This window comes from Rhizobium sp. 21-4511-3d (assembly GCF_053522545.1).
Genome location: NZ_JBNWCF010000001.1, coordinates 102,528 through 117,220 on the forward strand (window position 1 = coordinate 102,528; position 14,693 = coordinate 117,220).

The 14,693-nt window shown below is 63.6% G+C and carries 15 protein-coding genes; 9 read left to right on the top strand and 6 right to left on the bottom strand.

Annotation, left to right across the window (positions count from 1 at the left end; all coding sequences use genetic code 11):
• Positions 1 to 19 precede the first annotated feature (19 nt).
• Positions 20 to 1,369 (bottom strand): chloride channel protein, encoded by a 1,350-nt coding sequence (locus tag ACQZ5H_RS00570; RefSeq protein ID WP_449096408.1) that lies wholly within the window; start codon positions 1,367 to 1,369, stop codon positions 20 to 22.
• A gap of 149 nt (positions 1,370 to 1,518) precedes the next feature.
• On the opposite strand from ACQZ5H_RS00570, the gene ACQZ5H_RS00575 reads away from it, so the two are divergent.
• Genes ACQZ5H_RS00575 through ACQZ5H_RS00590 form a run of 4 tightly spaced genes read left to right on the top strand, consistent with a single transcriptional unit; the run spans position 1,519 to position 3,019 of the window.
• Entirely contained in the window at positions 1,519 to 1,902 is a 384-nt protein-coding gene (locus ACQZ5H_RS00575; RefSeq protein ID WP_130278836.1) for a DUF6152 family protein, read from the top strand.
• A 3-nt stretch (positions 1,903 to 1,905) separates the two neighbouring features.
• Positions 1,906 to 2,382 (top strand): DUF6644 family protein, encoded by a 477-nt coding sequence (locus ACQZ5H_RS00580; protein WP_449096409.1) that lies wholly within the window; start codon positions 1,906 to 1,908, stop codon positions 2,380 to 2,382.
• A 59-nt stretch (positions 2,383 to 2,441) separates the two neighbouring features.
• On the top strand, positions 2,442 to 2,723 hold the full coding sequence (locus tag ACQZ5H_RS00585; protein ID WP_112712745.1) for a YlcI/YnfO family protein: 282 nt from the start codon (positions 2,442 to 2,444) through the stop codon (positions 2,721 to 2,723).
• On the top strand, positions 2,720 to 3,019 hold the full coding sequence (locus ACQZ5H_RS00590) for a type II toxin-antitoxin system RelE/ParE family toxin (protein WP_112712743.1): 300 nt from the start codon (positions 2,720 to 2,722) through the stop codon (positions 3,017 to 3,019). The genes ACQZ5H_RS00585 and ACQZ5H_RS00590 overlap by 4 nt, the downstream gene beginning before the upstream one ends.
• A gap of 8 nt (positions 3,020 to 3,027) precedes the next feature.
• On the opposite strand, the gene betA is transcribed toward ACQZ5H_RS00590, so the two are convergent.
• From betA to betI, 3 genes are all read right to left on the bottom strand, one after another.
• Entirely contained in the window at positions 3,028 to 4,677 is a 1,650-nt protein-coding gene (betA, locus tag ACQZ5H_RS00595; protein WP_449096410.1) for a choline dehydrogenase, read from the bottom strand.
• Positions 4,678 to 4,861: 184 nt separating this feature from the next.
• Positions 4,862 to 6,325 carry a betaine-aldehyde dehydrogenase gene (gene betB / locus ACQZ5H_RS00600; protein WP_449096411.1) on the bottom strand — a complete coding sequence of 488 codons (1,464 nt, stop codon included), beginning with the start codon at positions 6,323 to 6,325 and terminating at the stop codon, positions 4,862 to 4,864.
• A 2-nt stretch (positions 6,326 to 6,327) separates the two neighbouring features.
• Positions 6,328 to 7,077 (bottom strand): transcriptional regulator BetI, encoded by a 750-nt coding sequence (gene betI / locus ACQZ5H_RS00605; RefSeq protein WP_449097003.1) that lies wholly within the window; start codon positions 7,075 to 7,077, stop codon positions 6,328 to 6,330.
• A 142-nt stretch (positions 7,078 to 7,219) separates the two neighbouring features.
• Between betI and ACQZ5H_RS00610 the strand changes: the two genes are divergently transcribed.
• The 4 genes from ACQZ5H_RS00610 to ACQZ5H_RS00625 all read left to right on the top strand — a co-directional run bounded on the left by ACQZ5H_RS00610 (position 7,220) and on the right by ACQZ5H_RS00625 (position 11,224).
• Positions 7,220 to 7,771: an HdeD family acid-resistance protein gene (locus tag ACQZ5H_RS00610; RefSeq protein ID WP_413711141.1), complete on the top strand. Its 552-nt coding sequence runs from the start codon at positions 7,220 to 7,222 to the stop codon at positions 7,769 to 7,771.
• A 174-nt stretch (positions 7,772 to 7,945) separates the two neighbouring features.
• Entirely contained in the window at positions 7,946 to 8,188 is a 243-nt protein-coding gene (locus ACQZ5H_RS00615; RefSeq protein ID WP_112719257.1) for a ribbon-helix-helix domain-containing protein, read from the top strand.
• A gap of 154 nt (positions 8,189 to 8,342) precedes the next feature.
• On the top strand, positions 8,343 to 10,148 hold the full coding sequence (locus ACQZ5H_RS00620; protein WP_203429407.1) for a GGDEF domain-containing protein: 1,806 nt from the start codon (positions 8,343 to 8,345) through the stop codon (positions 10,146 to 10,148).
• Between the two features lie 77 nt (positions 10,149 to 10,225).
• Positions 10,226 to 11,224 carry an NAD(P)H-quinone oxidoreductase gene (locus ACQZ5H_RS00625; protein WP_449096412.1) on the top strand — a complete coding sequence of 333 codons (999 nt, stop codon included), beginning with the start codon at positions 10,226 to 10,228 and terminating at the stop codon, positions 11,222 to 11,224.
• A gap of 64 nt (positions 11,225 to 11,288) precedes the next feature.
• Here ACQZ5H_RS00625 and ACQZ5H_RS00630 read toward each other — a convergent pair whose 3' ends face one another.
• Positions 11,289 to 12,710, bottom strand: a complete 1,422-nt coding sequence (locus tag ACQZ5H_RS00630; RefSeq protein WP_449096413.1) for an MFS transporter — start codon at positions 12,708 to 12,710, stop codon at positions 11,289 to 11,291.
• A 100-nt stretch (positions 12,711 to 12,810) separates the two neighbouring features.
• On the opposite strand from ACQZ5H_RS00630, the gene ACQZ5H_RS00635 reads away from it, so the two are divergent.
• Positions 12,811 to 13,428: a helix-turn-helix transcriptional regulator gene (locus ACQZ5H_RS00635; RefSeq protein ID WP_449096414.1), complete on the top strand. Its 618-nt coding sequence runs from the start codon at positions 12,811 to 12,813 to the stop codon at positions 13,426 to 13,428.
• Here ACQZ5H_RS00635 and ACQZ5H_RS00640 read toward each other — a convergent pair.
• A complete protein-coding gene (locus tag ACQZ5H_RS00640) occupies positions 13,425 to 14,636 on the bottom strand; it encodes an MFS transporter (protein ID WP_449096415.1) in 1,212 nt (403 codons plus the stop codon). The genes ACQZ5H_RS00635 and ACQZ5H_RS00640 overlap by 4 nt on opposite strands.
• Positions 14,637 to 14,693: the final 57 nt, after the last annotated feature.

A 14,693-nucleotide genomic window follows, 5' to 3' on the forward strand; every position in this document is an offset into this window, starting at 1 on the left:
GCTTTTCACCGATGCCGGCCTAGCCTGCCACCTCTTCCTTCTCGATCGCTCGCCGCGCCCGGATGGCTGCGGCGATGAAGACGCGCGACAGGCCGTGATAGAGCGGCTCACGCGACAGGATGCGCGACGTTACGTAGCCGATCATCGAGACGGCCATTATCGGGATGACGGCCTGGTGGTCTCCGGTCATTTCGAGAATGATGACGAAGGCGGTCATCGGCGCCTGCACGACGCCGGAGAAATATCCGGCCATGCCGAGGATGGCGGCGAGTGCGAGACTGGTGCCGAGCAGCGAGCCGACCGTGCTGCCGAAACCGGCGCCAACGGCAAGCGACGGCGCGAAGATGCCGCCCGGAATGCCTGAGATCATCGACAGGAAACTCGCGGCCAGTTTCTCGACAAAGAAGAGGAGCGGCAGCGCGTGGCCTTCAACGGCGCCGCGCGCCTGCTCGTAGCCGGTGCCGAAGGTCGTGCCGCCCGAGAGGATGCCGATCACGGCGATGGCGAGACCGCAGATACCGGCGAGCGCCAGCATGCGCTTCAGCGGCTGCGGCTGTGCCCAGCGGCGGATCTTCTGGCCGAAATGCAGGGCAAAGCCGCTGAAGGCAGCCCCGAGCGCCCCGCCACCGATGCCGCAGACGAGCACAAGGCCCCAGTCGCGCAATTGCGTTGGCGCAACGGAGGCTTCGCCGAAATAGTTGTAGCTTCCCGCAAGCCCGAGCGCCGCCAGGCCGGAGAGGATGACGGCGGTGAGCACCAGGCCGTTTGCCCGTGACTCATAGGTGCGGCTCATCTCCTCGATCGCAAAGACGATACCGGCAAGCGGCGTGTTGAAGGCTGCCGCGATGCCCGCCGCCGATCCCGCCAGGATCAGACCGCGCGCCTGCGCCATGCCGCCGAACCGGGCGACCGCCAGCATGATCGATGCGCCGACCTGCACCGTCGGCCCCTCGCGGCCGATCGAGGCGCCGGAAAACAGCCCGAGCACCGTCAGCACGATCTTGCCGAAGGCGATCCTGAGCGACAAGAGCCGCGTCCGGTCTTCCTCGTCGCGCAGATGCCGGGCGGCGATCGCCTGCGGAATGCCGCTGCCCTGCGAATTCGGAAACAGCGTCGCTGCCAGATAGGCCGACAGCATGAAGACGAAGGGCGTCAGGACGAGCGGCAGCAGGAAGGCCCATTCGCCCGAGGATGTCAGTCCAGTAAAGGCCTTCTGCGCCAGATCGGCGAGCTTGGCAAAGCCGACGCTGATCACCCCGATCGCCAGCGCCCCGCACCAGAAGACCAGCCGCGGCCGCCAGAGCGAGAAGGATCCCCAGATGACGCGGGAACGGCGGAGCAGCTTGGAATTGCGATGGGAGGAGGGCATGGGGGACTCTGGCACGTGATGGGGGCATCCCCTTCTAGTCCCAATCGTCGGCAAAGATCACCCCTTGTTTCAACATTTGGTGAAATACCTTCCCAAGCATGCCCACCGCGCCACTTGCCCCTTGCCGGAACAGGGTAGGGAGACATGACATGCGCATATCCATGATCAGGAAATCGATCGCCGCCGCAGCACTCGCCGCAGTCTTCGCAACAGGCGCCGCGGCCCATCACGGCTGGTCCTGGGCGGAGGCCGAGCAGATGGAGCTGACGGGCACGATCCAGCAGATTTCGATGGGCGGCCCGCATCCGTCGCTCGACGTTGCTGCCGCCGATGGCGTCTGGCGGGTCGAGCTCGGCAATCCGCGCCAGACGGAGCGCTCCGGCTTCATCGAGGGCTCGGCGAAGAATGGTGACGCCATCGTCGCCCTCGGCAACCGCTCGCAGGACGCTGGCGAGAAGCGCATGAAGGCGGTGCGCATCACAGTCTCAGGCAAGCGCTACGACATCTATCCCGAACGCATCCAGACGAACTGACGGATGACCGCAGACCTCTTCGAGTGGATCGCCGCAGCGCCGCCGGCCGTCGCCCTCCGGCGCTCGGCGCTTCTCTACATTTTCGTCAACGCCGCCCACATCCTGTCGATCGGCCTGCTGATCGGCGCCATCCTGCCGCTCGATCTCAGGCTCATGGGCTGGTTCCAGTCGGTGCCGCTCGCCGTCATCGGCCCCTTCCTCTCCACCGCCGCCGCCACCGGCCTCGTGCTCGCCATCCTCACCGGCGCACTCCTCTTCAGCGTCCGCCCGGCCGAGTATGCGGAGAACCCCGCCTTCCTCGCCAAACTCTCCCTCATCGCCCTCGGCATCCTGAACGCCATCCTCATCCATACAGGGAAGGGCTGGCGCCAAACGCTGACCAACGAACTCGCCCCACCCCGCATCCGATACGCGGCCGGCATCTCCTTCTGCGCCTGGATTGCGAGTCTCCTCGCGGGACGATGGATCGGTTTCGTCTAGTTGATTCTGAACTTGAAGTTCGGCATCATGCATCGCAATTGCAACGCATGGAGCGCCCCATGAAAACCGCAACCTTGCCATCCCTTCGCGTAGATCCCGAATTGCGCGCTGCCGCCGAGAGCGTGCTGAAGGAGGGGGAAACCCTCTCGGCGCTGATGGAAGACTCGCTGCGGCGCCAGGTTCACTATCGTAAGACGCAGGCGGAATTTATCGCGCGGGGACTGGCGTCGCTGGCGGAAGCCGAGCGGACGGGCATCTATCACAGTGCTGAAGACGTGATGGCCATGTTGAAGGCCAAGCTTGATGCCGCCAAGGCAAAGCGCGCGGCCGGGCAGGAATGAGCTATCAGCTTCGCTTCACCGACGAGGCACTTGAAGACCTCGACCGCCTCTACGATTATCTCATCGCCTACGACCTCGACCTCGCCGACCGCGCCTATGACGCCATCATGAAGGCGCTGGTCGTGCTTGAGGAATTCCCATTCTCATGCCGCAAGGCGAGCGCCGAGAATACGCTGATGCGCGAATTGCTGGTGCCCTTTGGCTCCTCGGGATATGTGGTTCTCTTTCACATCGACGGAAGCCAGGCCGTCACCATTGCCGCCATCCGCCACCAACGCGAAGACGACTACCACTAGCCTCCCGCCTACCGGTCGCTCACAGCCCAGCGCGGGTTCACCCATGGCTCCTGGTTCGACCGGGGCAGCGGCTGCTTGCCGAGGATGTGGTCGGCAGCCTTCTCGCCGGTCATGATCGAGGGGCCGTTGAGGTTGCCGTAGGTCACGTGCGGGAAGATCGAGCTATCGGCGACGCGCAGGTTATCGACGCCGATGACGCGGGTTTCCGGGTCGACGACGGCCATCGGGTCGTTGCTAGCGCCCATCTTGCAGGTGCCGCAAGGGTGGTAGGCGCTTTCCAGGTGCTCGCGCAGGAAGGCGTCGATCTCGTCGTCGCTCTGTACCTTCTCGCCCGGCTGGATCTCCGGTCCGCGATACTGGTCGAAGGCCTGCTGGCCGAAGATCTCGCGGGTGAGGCGCACGCAATGGCGGAACTTCTCCCAATCCTCCGGGTTGCTCATATAGTTGAAGCGGATGACCGGATCGGCCTTCGGGTCGGACGAGCGCAGCGTGACATTGCCGCGCGACTTCGAGAGATTGTAGCCGACATGCACCTGGAAGCCATGGCTCTTGGCCGCGGCCTTGCCGTCATAGCTGATGGCGACCGGCAGGAAGTGATATTGGATATCCGGCTGCTTGATCCCCGGCGCCGAGCGCAGGAAGGCGCAGGCCTCGAACTGGTTCGAGGTGCCCAGGCCCGACTTGGTGAACATCCACTGCGCCCCGGCAACCCCCTGCCAGAACCACGGCAGCCAGGAATAGAGCGACACCGGCTTGGTCGAGACCTGCTGGAAATAGAATTCCATATGGTCCTGAAGATTGGCGCCGACGCCCGGCCGGTCGGCCTTCACCTCGATGCCCATCTCCTGCAGATGCGCGCCCGGGCCGATGCCGGAGAGCATCAGCAGCTTCGGCGAATTGAAGGAGGAGGCCGAAACGATCACCTCGCGGTTCGCCTTGATCACCTCGACGCTGTTGCCGCGCTCGATCTCGACGCCGAGGGCCCGGCCGTTCTCGATGACCACCTTGCGCGCCAGACCATACACGATCGAGACATTCGGCCGCTTCAGCGCCGGCTTCAGATAGGCCGATGCCGCCGACCAGCGGCGGCCGCCGAAGATCGTCTGCTCCATCAGCCCGAAGCCTTCCTGCTTCGAGCCGTTGTAATCCTCCGTCGTCTCGAAGCCCGCCTGCTTGCCGGCCTCGACGAAGGCCTGGAACAGCGGGTTACGGAAGACACCGCGCTGCACATGCAGCGGCCCGTCGGTGCCGCGCCAGCCCTCTTCGCCGCCATGGCTGTGTTCCATGCGCTTGAAATAGGGGAGCACGTCGGAATAGGCCCAGCCCTGGGCGCCGAGCTCTTCCCATCGGTTATAGTCCTCGGCATGGCCGCGGACATAGACCATGCCGTTGATCGACGACGAACCGCCGATCACCTTGCCGCGCGGCGCGGTGATCTGCCGGTTGTTGAGATTGGGCTCGGGCTCGGAGAGATAGCCCCAGTTATAGCGCTTCATGCTCATCGGCCAGGCAAGCGCTGCCGGCATCTGGATGAACGGTCCGAAATCCGAACCGCCGGCCTCGATGACGATGACGGTGTTCTTGCCGTCTTCGGAGAGGCGGTAGGCAAGGGCGGAGCCCGCCGAGCCGGAGCCGATGATGACGAAATCTGCTTGCATGGGTCTCTCTTCTAGGTTCGTCCGGGCGGCCCCCTCATCCGGCTGCCGCCACCTTCTCCCCGAGGGGAGAAGGGATGTGCCGCGCGGCCTCGTGTTCCCTTCTCCCCTCGGGGAGAAGGTGCCCGAAGGGCGGATGAGGGGGCTGCATGGCAAAGCGGAAGAGGGGTTCTCTTATCTCAAAGTCTCAATAAGGCGCCTGCACCGGCCCCATGCCGACATAGACGGTCTTCAGTTCGGAATAGTGCTCCAGCGCCGCTGCCGAGTTTTCGCGGCCGAAGCCGGATTGTTTGGAGCCGCCGAAGGGGATTTCGACCGGGCAGAGATTGTAGGTGTTGATCCACAATGTGCCGGCTTCCAGCAGATCGACGACGCGGTGGGCGCGGGTCATGTCGGCGGTGAACACGCCGCCCGAGAGACCGAATTCGGTGGCGTTGGCACGGCCGATCACCTCGGCCTCGTCGTCGAAATCGAGCACGCACATGACGGGCCCGAAGATTTCCTCGCGGGCGATGGTCATCTCGTCGGTCACATCGGCAAACACGGTCGGCTGCACGTAATAGCCTTCGCCCGCCACATTGTTGGGAATGCCGCCGCCGGTCAGCAGTGTCGCGCCCTCTGCCTTGCCCTTCTCAATATACTCGAGAACCTTCTGGCGCTGCGCCCATGAAACCATCGGGCCGATCTGCGTTGCCTCGTCCATCGGATCACCGATCACCATCGCCTCGGTGCGGCCCTTCAGCCGCTTCAGGAATTCGCCCTTGATCTTCTTCTGCACGAAGACGCGCGTGCCGTTGGAGCAGACTTGCCCGGTCGAATAGAAATTGCCGAGCATCGCGCCGCCGATGGCGCTGTCGATATCGGCGTCGTCGAACACGATCAGCGGCGACTTGCCGCCGAGCTCCATCGTCACATGCTTCAGATGGCTGGCAGCCGCAGCCGCGACGCGGCGGCCCGTCGGCACCGATCCCGTCAGCGAAACCTTGGCGACGTCAGGATGGTTGACGAGCAGCGGCCCGGTCTCGCGATCGCCCTGGATGACGTTGTAGAGCCCCTTCGGCAGGCCGGCCTCATGCAGGATTTCGGCGATCTTTAGGGCGCCGAGCGGCGTATTCTCGGAGGGCTTGAAAACCATGGCATTGCCGGCGATGAGCGCCGGCGCGCCCTTCCAGCAGGCGATCTGCTGCGGATAGTTCCAGGCGCCGATGCCGACGCAGACGCCGAGCGGCACGCGCTTGGTATAGGCAAAGTCGCCGCCGAGCGGGATGTAGGAGCCGTTCAGCGCCGTCGCCGCGATGCCGCCGAAGAATTCGAAGCTGTCGGCGCCCGAGGTCGGGTCGGCGACGATGGTTTCCTGGATCGGCTTGCCGGTATCCAGCGTCTCGAGCTCGGAGAGTTCGCGGTTGCGCTCACGCATGATCTCGGCCGCCCGCTTCAGAATGCGGCCGCGCGCCGTCGGGCTCATCGCCGCCCATTCCGGCTGGGCGCGCTTGGCCGCCGCGATCGCCTTCTCGACAATCGCGGGCGTTGCCGCATGCAGCCGGGCGATCACTTCGCCGGTTGCCGGATAGATGCTCTCGATCACGCTGCCCGCATCATCCTCGACATACTCGCCGTCGATGAAATGCGATGCTTTCGGCTGGGCTTTCATGGTCAATTATCCTTGGATGGCTTGTGTTCGTCGTCCCTTCTCCCCTCGGGGAGAAGGTGGCCTATAGGGCCGGATGAGGGGGCTGCCTTCTCGGCCTTGCGGCCGTTCGCTCCTGCGTCGCTCACCCCCTCATCTGTCCTTCGGACATCTTCTCCCCGCTGGGGAGAAGGGGGAGCCGTAGCAAGCAGCGCGTTCACATAATCCTCCGTCAGCCCGATCGAAGCCTCGATACTGATCGGAGCCGATTTCAGACTTTGGCGGATATAGAGCCCGTCGATCATCGCCGCTGCGCCCTCGGCGATGCGTTCTGCGGCATCGGCGGGGCAAAGCGCTTTCAGGTTGGCGAGCAGGTTGGAGCGCAGGCGGCGTGCGTAGATGACGAGGAAGCGGCGGGTCTCTTCCGAGCTCTGCGCCTCAGCATAAAACGCCAGCCAGGCGGCGATCGTCTCGGGCGCGAACTGGTCGGCCTGGAAGCTGACGCGGATGACGGCCGAAAGCTTTTCGCGCGGCGTAGGCGCCGCCTTCAGCGCTGTCACCGCGTCGTCGCGCAACTGGCGTAGAAGCGAGCGTACAGTCTCGATCAGCAGCTGTTCCTTGCTGCCGAAATAGTGGTGCGCGAGCGCGGGGGACACACCGGCCTTGCGGGCAATTTCGGACATGGTGACAGTCAGCGAGCCGTGATCGCCGATCACCCGCAGCGCAGCATCCACAAGCGCCTTGCGGCGCACCGGCTCCATTCCGACCTTCGGCATGACATCCAACTTTCTCGAAGTTGAGGTCACCTTATTTTTGATTGACTGACCAATCAATAAAAATCTTGTGAAGGCTTGATGAAGGTCAAGTCTTTCCGGATGGGGATCGTGCAACATATCTCCCGCTCACAGGAGGTGTGTCATGGCAAGCGTCTTGGGAATGCCGTCTTCGTCCCTGCATTCGAAATGGATCTGGTTCGCCGGTCTCGGCGTGCTGCTGATGATCTGCGGCGTCATCGCCTTCGCAAACATCTTCGTCGCCACCGTCGCGTCGGTCTACTATGTTGGCATGCTGATGCTGGCGGGCGGCATCGTCTATCTCGCCCATGCCTTTCAGGTGCGGGGCTGGGATCACATCCTCTTCTGGGTGCTGAGCGGCCTTCTCTATGTGCTGGCCGGGCTCTTCGCCTTCATGAACCCGATCCTGGCGTCCGCGGCGCTGACGCTGTTTCTGGCCGTCGCGCTGGTTATCGCCGGCGTCTTCCGCGTCTGGGTCGGCCGGCGCATGAAGCCGGCCAGGGGGTGGGGCTGGATCGTCGCGAGCGGCGTGGTCACCGCGCTCGCAGGTTTCGTCATTGCGCTCGGCTGGCCGGTCAACAGCCTCTGGATCCTCGGTCTCTTCCTCGCCGCCGACCTCCTGCTGCAGGGCTCCACCATGCTCGCTTTCGGCCTCGCGTTGCGCCGCAGTTTATGACCGTAATCCACAGGCCCGATCACGGATTATTTCTTTTTTTGACAAGCATATGACGTGAGACTAAAATTCAGGAATACCAAGGCACCGGCGATGGACCGCCGGACAACACGCCAAGAATGGTCATGCGTCCCCCGTTGGGCAGGTTCTGCCCGGCAAAACGAAGGGAGGAATTTCATGCCGATGGTCACAGTCTCGATCTCACCGGTACAAGCAGCAGGCATTCGCGATGCCGTCGATAGCGGCGGTTATGCATCGAGCAGCGAAGTGGTCCGCGAGGCGCTCCGCCTCTGGGATGCCGCCCGCAAGCTCGGCGAATACAAGGACGACATTCTCGATGGCGAAAGCCATGCCAGGAGCGGCCGCTGCGTGGCCGACATGTTCGCCGATCATGAAGCGGTGCGCCGCCGCTCGGCCTAGTCAAGCGCTTGATAAAATAAGAAAAATCTGAATTGCTCTGCGGGCGCCACAAGCGCCTGCAGCTTTCACAAAAGTTTCACATTGGGGAAAGGGTTCGTTGACCCTTCTCCTCCATCTTCGCTGCGAAATAGAAGACTTCACAGTGGAGAATGGCATGTCTCTGACTGCCGCCGTCGCGCCCGGCGTCGTTCGTCGCTATGCCAGCGATCAGATCGTGACGCTTGCTAAGCTCGTCGTAGAAAACGCCTTCCAGCCGATCGTCGAAGCCGGAACCGGAACGGTATTCGGCTATGAATCGCTCATGCGCGGGCAGGAGCGCATCGGCTTCGATTCCCCGGTCGAAATCCTCGACGAGGCCTATCGCTCCAACCAGCTTCTTCCGCTCGAGCAGATGGTTGCCAGCCGCGCGCTGGCAAAGTTCGCGACGCTCGGCAACTACGCGACATCGACGCTCTTCCTCAATCTCGACGTCCGCCTGATCCCGCATGGCGACCGGCTGATCGAGAACCTGCTGCAGCAGTTGAAGGCCGCAAACCTGCCGCCGTCCTCTGTCTGCTTCGAATTCTCCGAGCGCTTCGACAATACCAGCGTGCCGGAATTCGAGGCGCTGGTCTCCAAGCTGCGCCGCACCGGCTTCAAGCTGGCGATCGACGATTTCGGCGTCGGCCACGGCGAGATGAAGCTGCTCTGCGACTATGCCGTCGACTATCTGAAGATCGACCGGCACTTCGTCGCCGATATCGATACCAAGCCGCGCAAGCGGCACCTCCTGAAGAACATCGTCAACATCGCCCATGTTCTCGGCACCCGCGTCATCGCCGAGGGCATCGAGACCGAGGCCGAGTTCCTGGCCTGCCGCGAATATGGCGTCGATCTCGTCCAGGGCTGGTTCATCGCCCGCCCGACCACGCATATTTCGGAGCTCGTCCCGGCCTTTCCGCATCTGCAGGAACTCGGGCAAAACAAGCGCAACACCCAGTCGCTCGACGAGATCCTGATCCGCAAGCAGATCGAGCTGCTGCCGACGGTGTTCGAGAACGACAGCATCGATACGGTGTTCGAGCTCTTCCGCCGCAATCCGCGCCAGGGCTTCTTCCCGGTGCTGAACGCCAATGGCGAGCCGCGCGGCATCATCCACGAACATCACCTGAAGCAATACATCTACCACCCCTTCGGCCGCGATCTGCTGAAGAACAAGATCTACGAGCGGCCGATCTCCGAATTCGTCGAGATCGCCCCGATCGTCAGCCTCGACAGCGATGCCGAGCGGTTGATGTCGATCTTCGCCAATATGGAAGGCAGCAACTGCCTGATCCTGACGGATAACATGCGCTATGCTGGCGTCGTCTCCGCCGCAGCGCTGATCAAGGTCATCAACGAAAAGCAGCTGAAGATCGCCCAGGACCAGAACCCGCTGACGGGCCTGCCGGGCAATCACGCGATCCGCGATTTCATGCGCCAGTCCGGCCGCGACGGCGATGGCGTCCGCCACTTCTGCTATTGCGACTTCGACAATTTCAAGCCGTTCAACGATGCCTACGGCTTCCATCTCGGCGACCACGCGATCTCGCTGTTTGCCGCGCTGATGCGCCGCTACTTCTTCGCCGAGCGGCATTTCCTCGGCCATGTCGGCGGCGACGATTTCTTCATCGGCGTTGTCGGCTGGACGCAGGCCGAACTCAGCGAGATCCTCGATCGCCTGATCAGCGATTTCCACGAGGATGTGCTGGCGCTCTATTCCGATCATGACCGCGCCAAGGGCAGCATCCGCGGCCACGACCGCTCCGGCGCCGAAGCGCTGTTCCCGCTGATGCGCTGCTCGATCGGCGTTCTCGAGCTGCCGGATGGCCTCGTCATCGACGATATCAACCGCGTCGGCACCGAGATCGCTCACGTCAAGGCGGCGGCCAAGGAAAGCCTCGACGGTCTGGTCTTCCATCTCCTGGGCGAGGCGAATTGACGCCTTTGCTACTTCTCGCCTTTTCAAGCATCCGGCGCTGAATTATCTCCTGTGCTTTCGGAATGAGGAGACCGGATATGCCCCTGCCGTCGACCATGCGTTTCGTCGATCTGCCAAGCTTCGGCGCGCCCGATGCGATGAAGATCGCAAACGGACCGCTGCCGGTTCCGGGCGAGGGGCAAATCCTGGTGAAGACCGAAGCCGTCGGCGTCAACCGGCCCGACGTCGCGCAGCGCCAGGGCGCCTATCCGCCGCCGAAGGATGCCAGCCCCATTCTCGGCCTCGAACTCTCCGGCGAAGTCGTAGCGATCGGCCCCGGCGTCACCGGCTACGCGATCGGCGACAAGGTCTGCGGCCTCGCCAATGGCGGCGCCTATGCCGAATATTGCCTGCTGCCGGCAGGCCAGGCGCTGCCTTTCCCGAAGGGCTACGATGCGGTCAAGGCTGCCGCACTGCCGGAAACCTTCTTCACCGTCTGGGCCAATCTCTTCCAGATGGCCGGATTGACCGAAGGCGAAAGCGTGCTGATCCACGGCGGCTCCAGCGGCATCGGCACGACGGCGATCCAGCTCGCCAAGGCCTTCGGTGCCACCGTTTACGCGACCGCCGGTTCGGCCGACAAATGCGACGCCTGCGTCAAGCTCGGCGCGGCGAAAGCGATCAATTACAAGACGGAGGATTTCGCCGAGGTCATCAAGGCGGAAACCGCGGGGCAGGGCGTTGATGTCGTGCTCGACATGATCGGTGCGGCCTATTTCGAGAAGAATATCGCCTCGCTCGCCAAGGACGGCTGCCTGTCGATCATCGCCTTCCTCGGCGGCTCGATGGCCGAAAAGGTCAATCTGACGCCGATCATGGTCAAGCGGCTGACGGTGACGGGCTCGACCATGCGCCCGCGCACCGCAGAAGAAAAACGCGCCATCCGCGACGATCTCCTCTCGCAGGTCTGGCCGCTGCTCGAGGCCGGCACCGTCTCCCCCGTCATCGACAAGGTCTATGCCTTCGAGAATGTCGTCGAAGCCCACCGCCGCATGGAAACCAGCGCCCATATCGGCAAGATCATGCTGAAGCTCTGAGCTTCACCCACCACCGTCATGCTCGGGCCTGTCCCGAGCATCTGCAACGGTCGACGATGGGACTTCAAACCCTCTTGTCCCGCAGCGACAGCGCCGCAACCACCGTCACGATCCCCGGCAGGGCCATGGCCGCATAGAGCCAGTGCGCCGCCGAAATGTTGCCCTCGACCCCGCCCGGATGCACCAGCCCGGTGCTGTTGGCGATGACGCCAGCGATGGCCGCGCCGAAGGCGCTGCCGAGCGACTGCACGGTGGAGATCGCCGCCGATGCCTTGTCCTGCTCGGAATTCTGCACCAGCTGCAGTACCTTGGTGACGAGATGCGCCCATCCGAGCCCGACGCCGAAGCCCATCATCAGCATCGCGAAGGCCGCCGGTGCGAGGATCAGGATATCGGCCGCATGGTTTTCCCGCGCCAGAAGCAGTGCGAGTGCCGCCGTCGACAGCGCCTCGATCACGCATCCGGCGATAATCGCCTTGATGGCCGCAGGTCCGCGCAGGTTGCCGCTGAAGAAGGCGGCAAAGGTCCAGCCGAGCGCCACCAGCGCCGTCAGGTAGCCGGAGATCAGCGGTGTGACGCCATGCAGGACCTGCAGGAAATAGGGAATGTAAATATCGCTGGTCAGCACCACGAGCAGCGTGAACATGGTGAGATAGACGCGGGCGACCGGCTTGACGAGCGTCACCGCCCCCGTCGGCAGCAGCCGCGTCCTGCCCCGTCGCTCGATCATCAGCATCAGCGCGATCGCGATCACCGAGAGCGCCACGAGCAGCGCCTTGCCGCCCGCATGCTCCAGCGTTCCCGCGATGCTGACGAGAAGCACGGCGCCGATCAGAAGGGCGATCTGCAGGAAGGGGATTTTGCTTTCCGCCCGGTCGTCCCTGGCCTTAGGCAGCAGCCAGGGCGCAAGCACGGCCATCAGCACGCCGAGCGGCACGAGAATGATGAAGGCATGCCGCCAGTTGCTGCCATCGGCAAACAGCCCGCCGGCGCTGGGGCCTAGCAGCGTCGCAATGCCCCAGATCGCCGCATAGAGCGTCGAGGCCTTGGGCCAGAGATGTTCGGGAAAGGCAAAGCGCACGAAGGCATAGGCCAGCGCCGCCAGAATGCCGGCGCCGAAACCCTGCACGGCGCGGCCCGCGAGCACCACTTCCATCGCTGGCGCTGCCGCGCAGATCAGGCTGCCGCCGCCGAAGAGCACGGCGCCGAACACATAGGCGATCCGAAGACCCATGCCGCGCGGGCGCATGGCGACCGAGATCGACCCGAGAACCGCCGCCGCCACATAGAGCGTCGTCACCCAGGAGAGCAGCGGCAATCCGCCGATGTCGCGCACGATCGACGGCGCGATCGTCGCCATGATGTAGCTCTCGACGGCGTAGAGCGTCACACCGCCGCCGAGCATCAGCGTCGCCGGAAGCAGGGCTGGAGTGAAGAGCTGGAAGACGGAAGATTTCGGGGCGGCGCCCTGGTCGATGCTGGTCATGCCTGTATGCCTTGATGTTTTCCCTGACGGATTTTCCAATTTATAAGTTGGAAAATTGCATGCTTGTGTTATTAAAACAAGTGTGAACTTGGAAAAATATATGCGCCAATCGCCTGCCAATCGTATCCTGCTTCTGCTGAAGACCGAAGGCCCGCAACTGGGCGCCGATGTCGGCGGCCATCTCGGCATTTCTGCGGAGGCGGCCCGCCAGCAGCTGACGAAGCTCGCCGAAGAGGGGCTTGCCGAACCGGTGACGGAGCAGGGGGCCGGCCGCGGCCGCCCGAAGCAGCTCTGGCAGCTGACCCCGGCAGGCCACCAGACCTTCCCTGACGGCCATGCCGAACTCACCGCCGGCCTGCTCTCGATCATCACCGCCGAGCTCGGCCCAGCCGCTCTCGACGCTGTCATCTCCGCCCGCGAAACGGAAACCCTTGCGCGCTACCGGCAGGACGTCTCGGCCGCGGCACTGTCCGAGCGCGTCAGACAGCTCGCCGCTGTCAGAAGCCGCGAGGGTTATATGGCCGATTGCTGGCAGGAGGAGGATGGCTCCTTCATGCTCGTCGAAAACCACTGCCCGATCTGCGCCGCCGCCACAGTCTGTGCGGGCTTCTGCCGCTCGGAAATCGAGACCTTCCGCAGCGTGCTCGGCGCTGATGTCGAGCGCTCCGAACATATCCTGCTCGGCGCCCGCCGCTGCGCCTACCGGATCAGCGCCTAGGCCGCGCTCAGCTGCCGCTTGCTGCTTTCCAGAAACAGCAGGAAGCCGATCGCGCCCAGACCGGCGAAGGCTGCGATCTGCGCCGTTCCCGAATAATCCGTCAGCGTCGTGCCGATCGCAAAGATCGTTGCCGCCACGCCGTTGCTGATGAAGACGCTGACCGAGATCAGCGAACTTCCGAGCCCCGGCCGGTCGGCGATCAGATCCTGCAGATAGGTGATGGGAACGCTGAGGATCGCCGCCGCCCCGCAGGCATTGATCCCCACCAGCGCATAGATGTGCCAGGGCGCCGAGGCAAAGCCCGCAAGCGTCAGGTAGAGGCAATAGATCAGGCTGCCGACGGCGAGGATATGCACGTTGCGGAAGCGCTTCTGCAGCGTCCCCCACATCATCATGAAAGGCATTTCCAGAAAGGCCGTCAGCCCCGCCATGAAGCCGACATCGACGACGGTACCTCCCGCCGGATGGGTGATGATCAGCGGTGACAGCATGGTGTTCAGCCGCTGCAATCCGAGCAGCAGCGACATGGCGATGATCCGCTTCAGGATATAGGGCTGCAGGATGCGCTTCAGCGACGGCAGGAAACCCGGCGCCTCCGAAAGCGGCCCGGAAGATTTCCGCGTCTTCCCGGCAAAGAAGAAATAGAGAAGGAAGCAGGTGAGGCTTGCTGCCCCGGCAATCCCGTAGGCCGGCGTCATCGACTGCGCGGTCGCGAGATAAAGCCCGATCACCCCCGGCGCCAGCGCCCAGGATCCCGAATAGAGCGCCCGCACCGTCGACGAGATCGACCCCGCCAAACCCCGGTCCATCCGGTTGGTCGTGGCACGGATGCTGGCAAACAGGATCGAGTAGGTCGAGTTGCTCATCGGGATCAGCAGGAGCACGCAGAGAACGAAGACCGGCGCCGTGTGAAAGATGAAGACCGAGCCGAAGCCGACCATGCCGCAGACCGAGAGCATCAGCACCAGCGGCCGCCTGTCGGCCATCCGGTCCGACCAGATCCCCAGCGTCAGGCTGGTCGCGACATTCGCAAGCGCCGAGAAGAACACCAGCGCCGAATAGGCACCGTCGCTCATGCCGAGCTCGTTGATGCCGATGATCGACTGATAAGGCAGCGTCGAGGCATAGGTGAAGGCGAGCGCCACCAGCGTGATTGCCGGAATGCGGATTTTCGGTTCGCGGATGATGACGGAGAAGGCAGATGGCATGGATGTGATTCCCGATGCGCTACCTGTAGTCCCGCGAGGCGCGATCGGAAAACGATA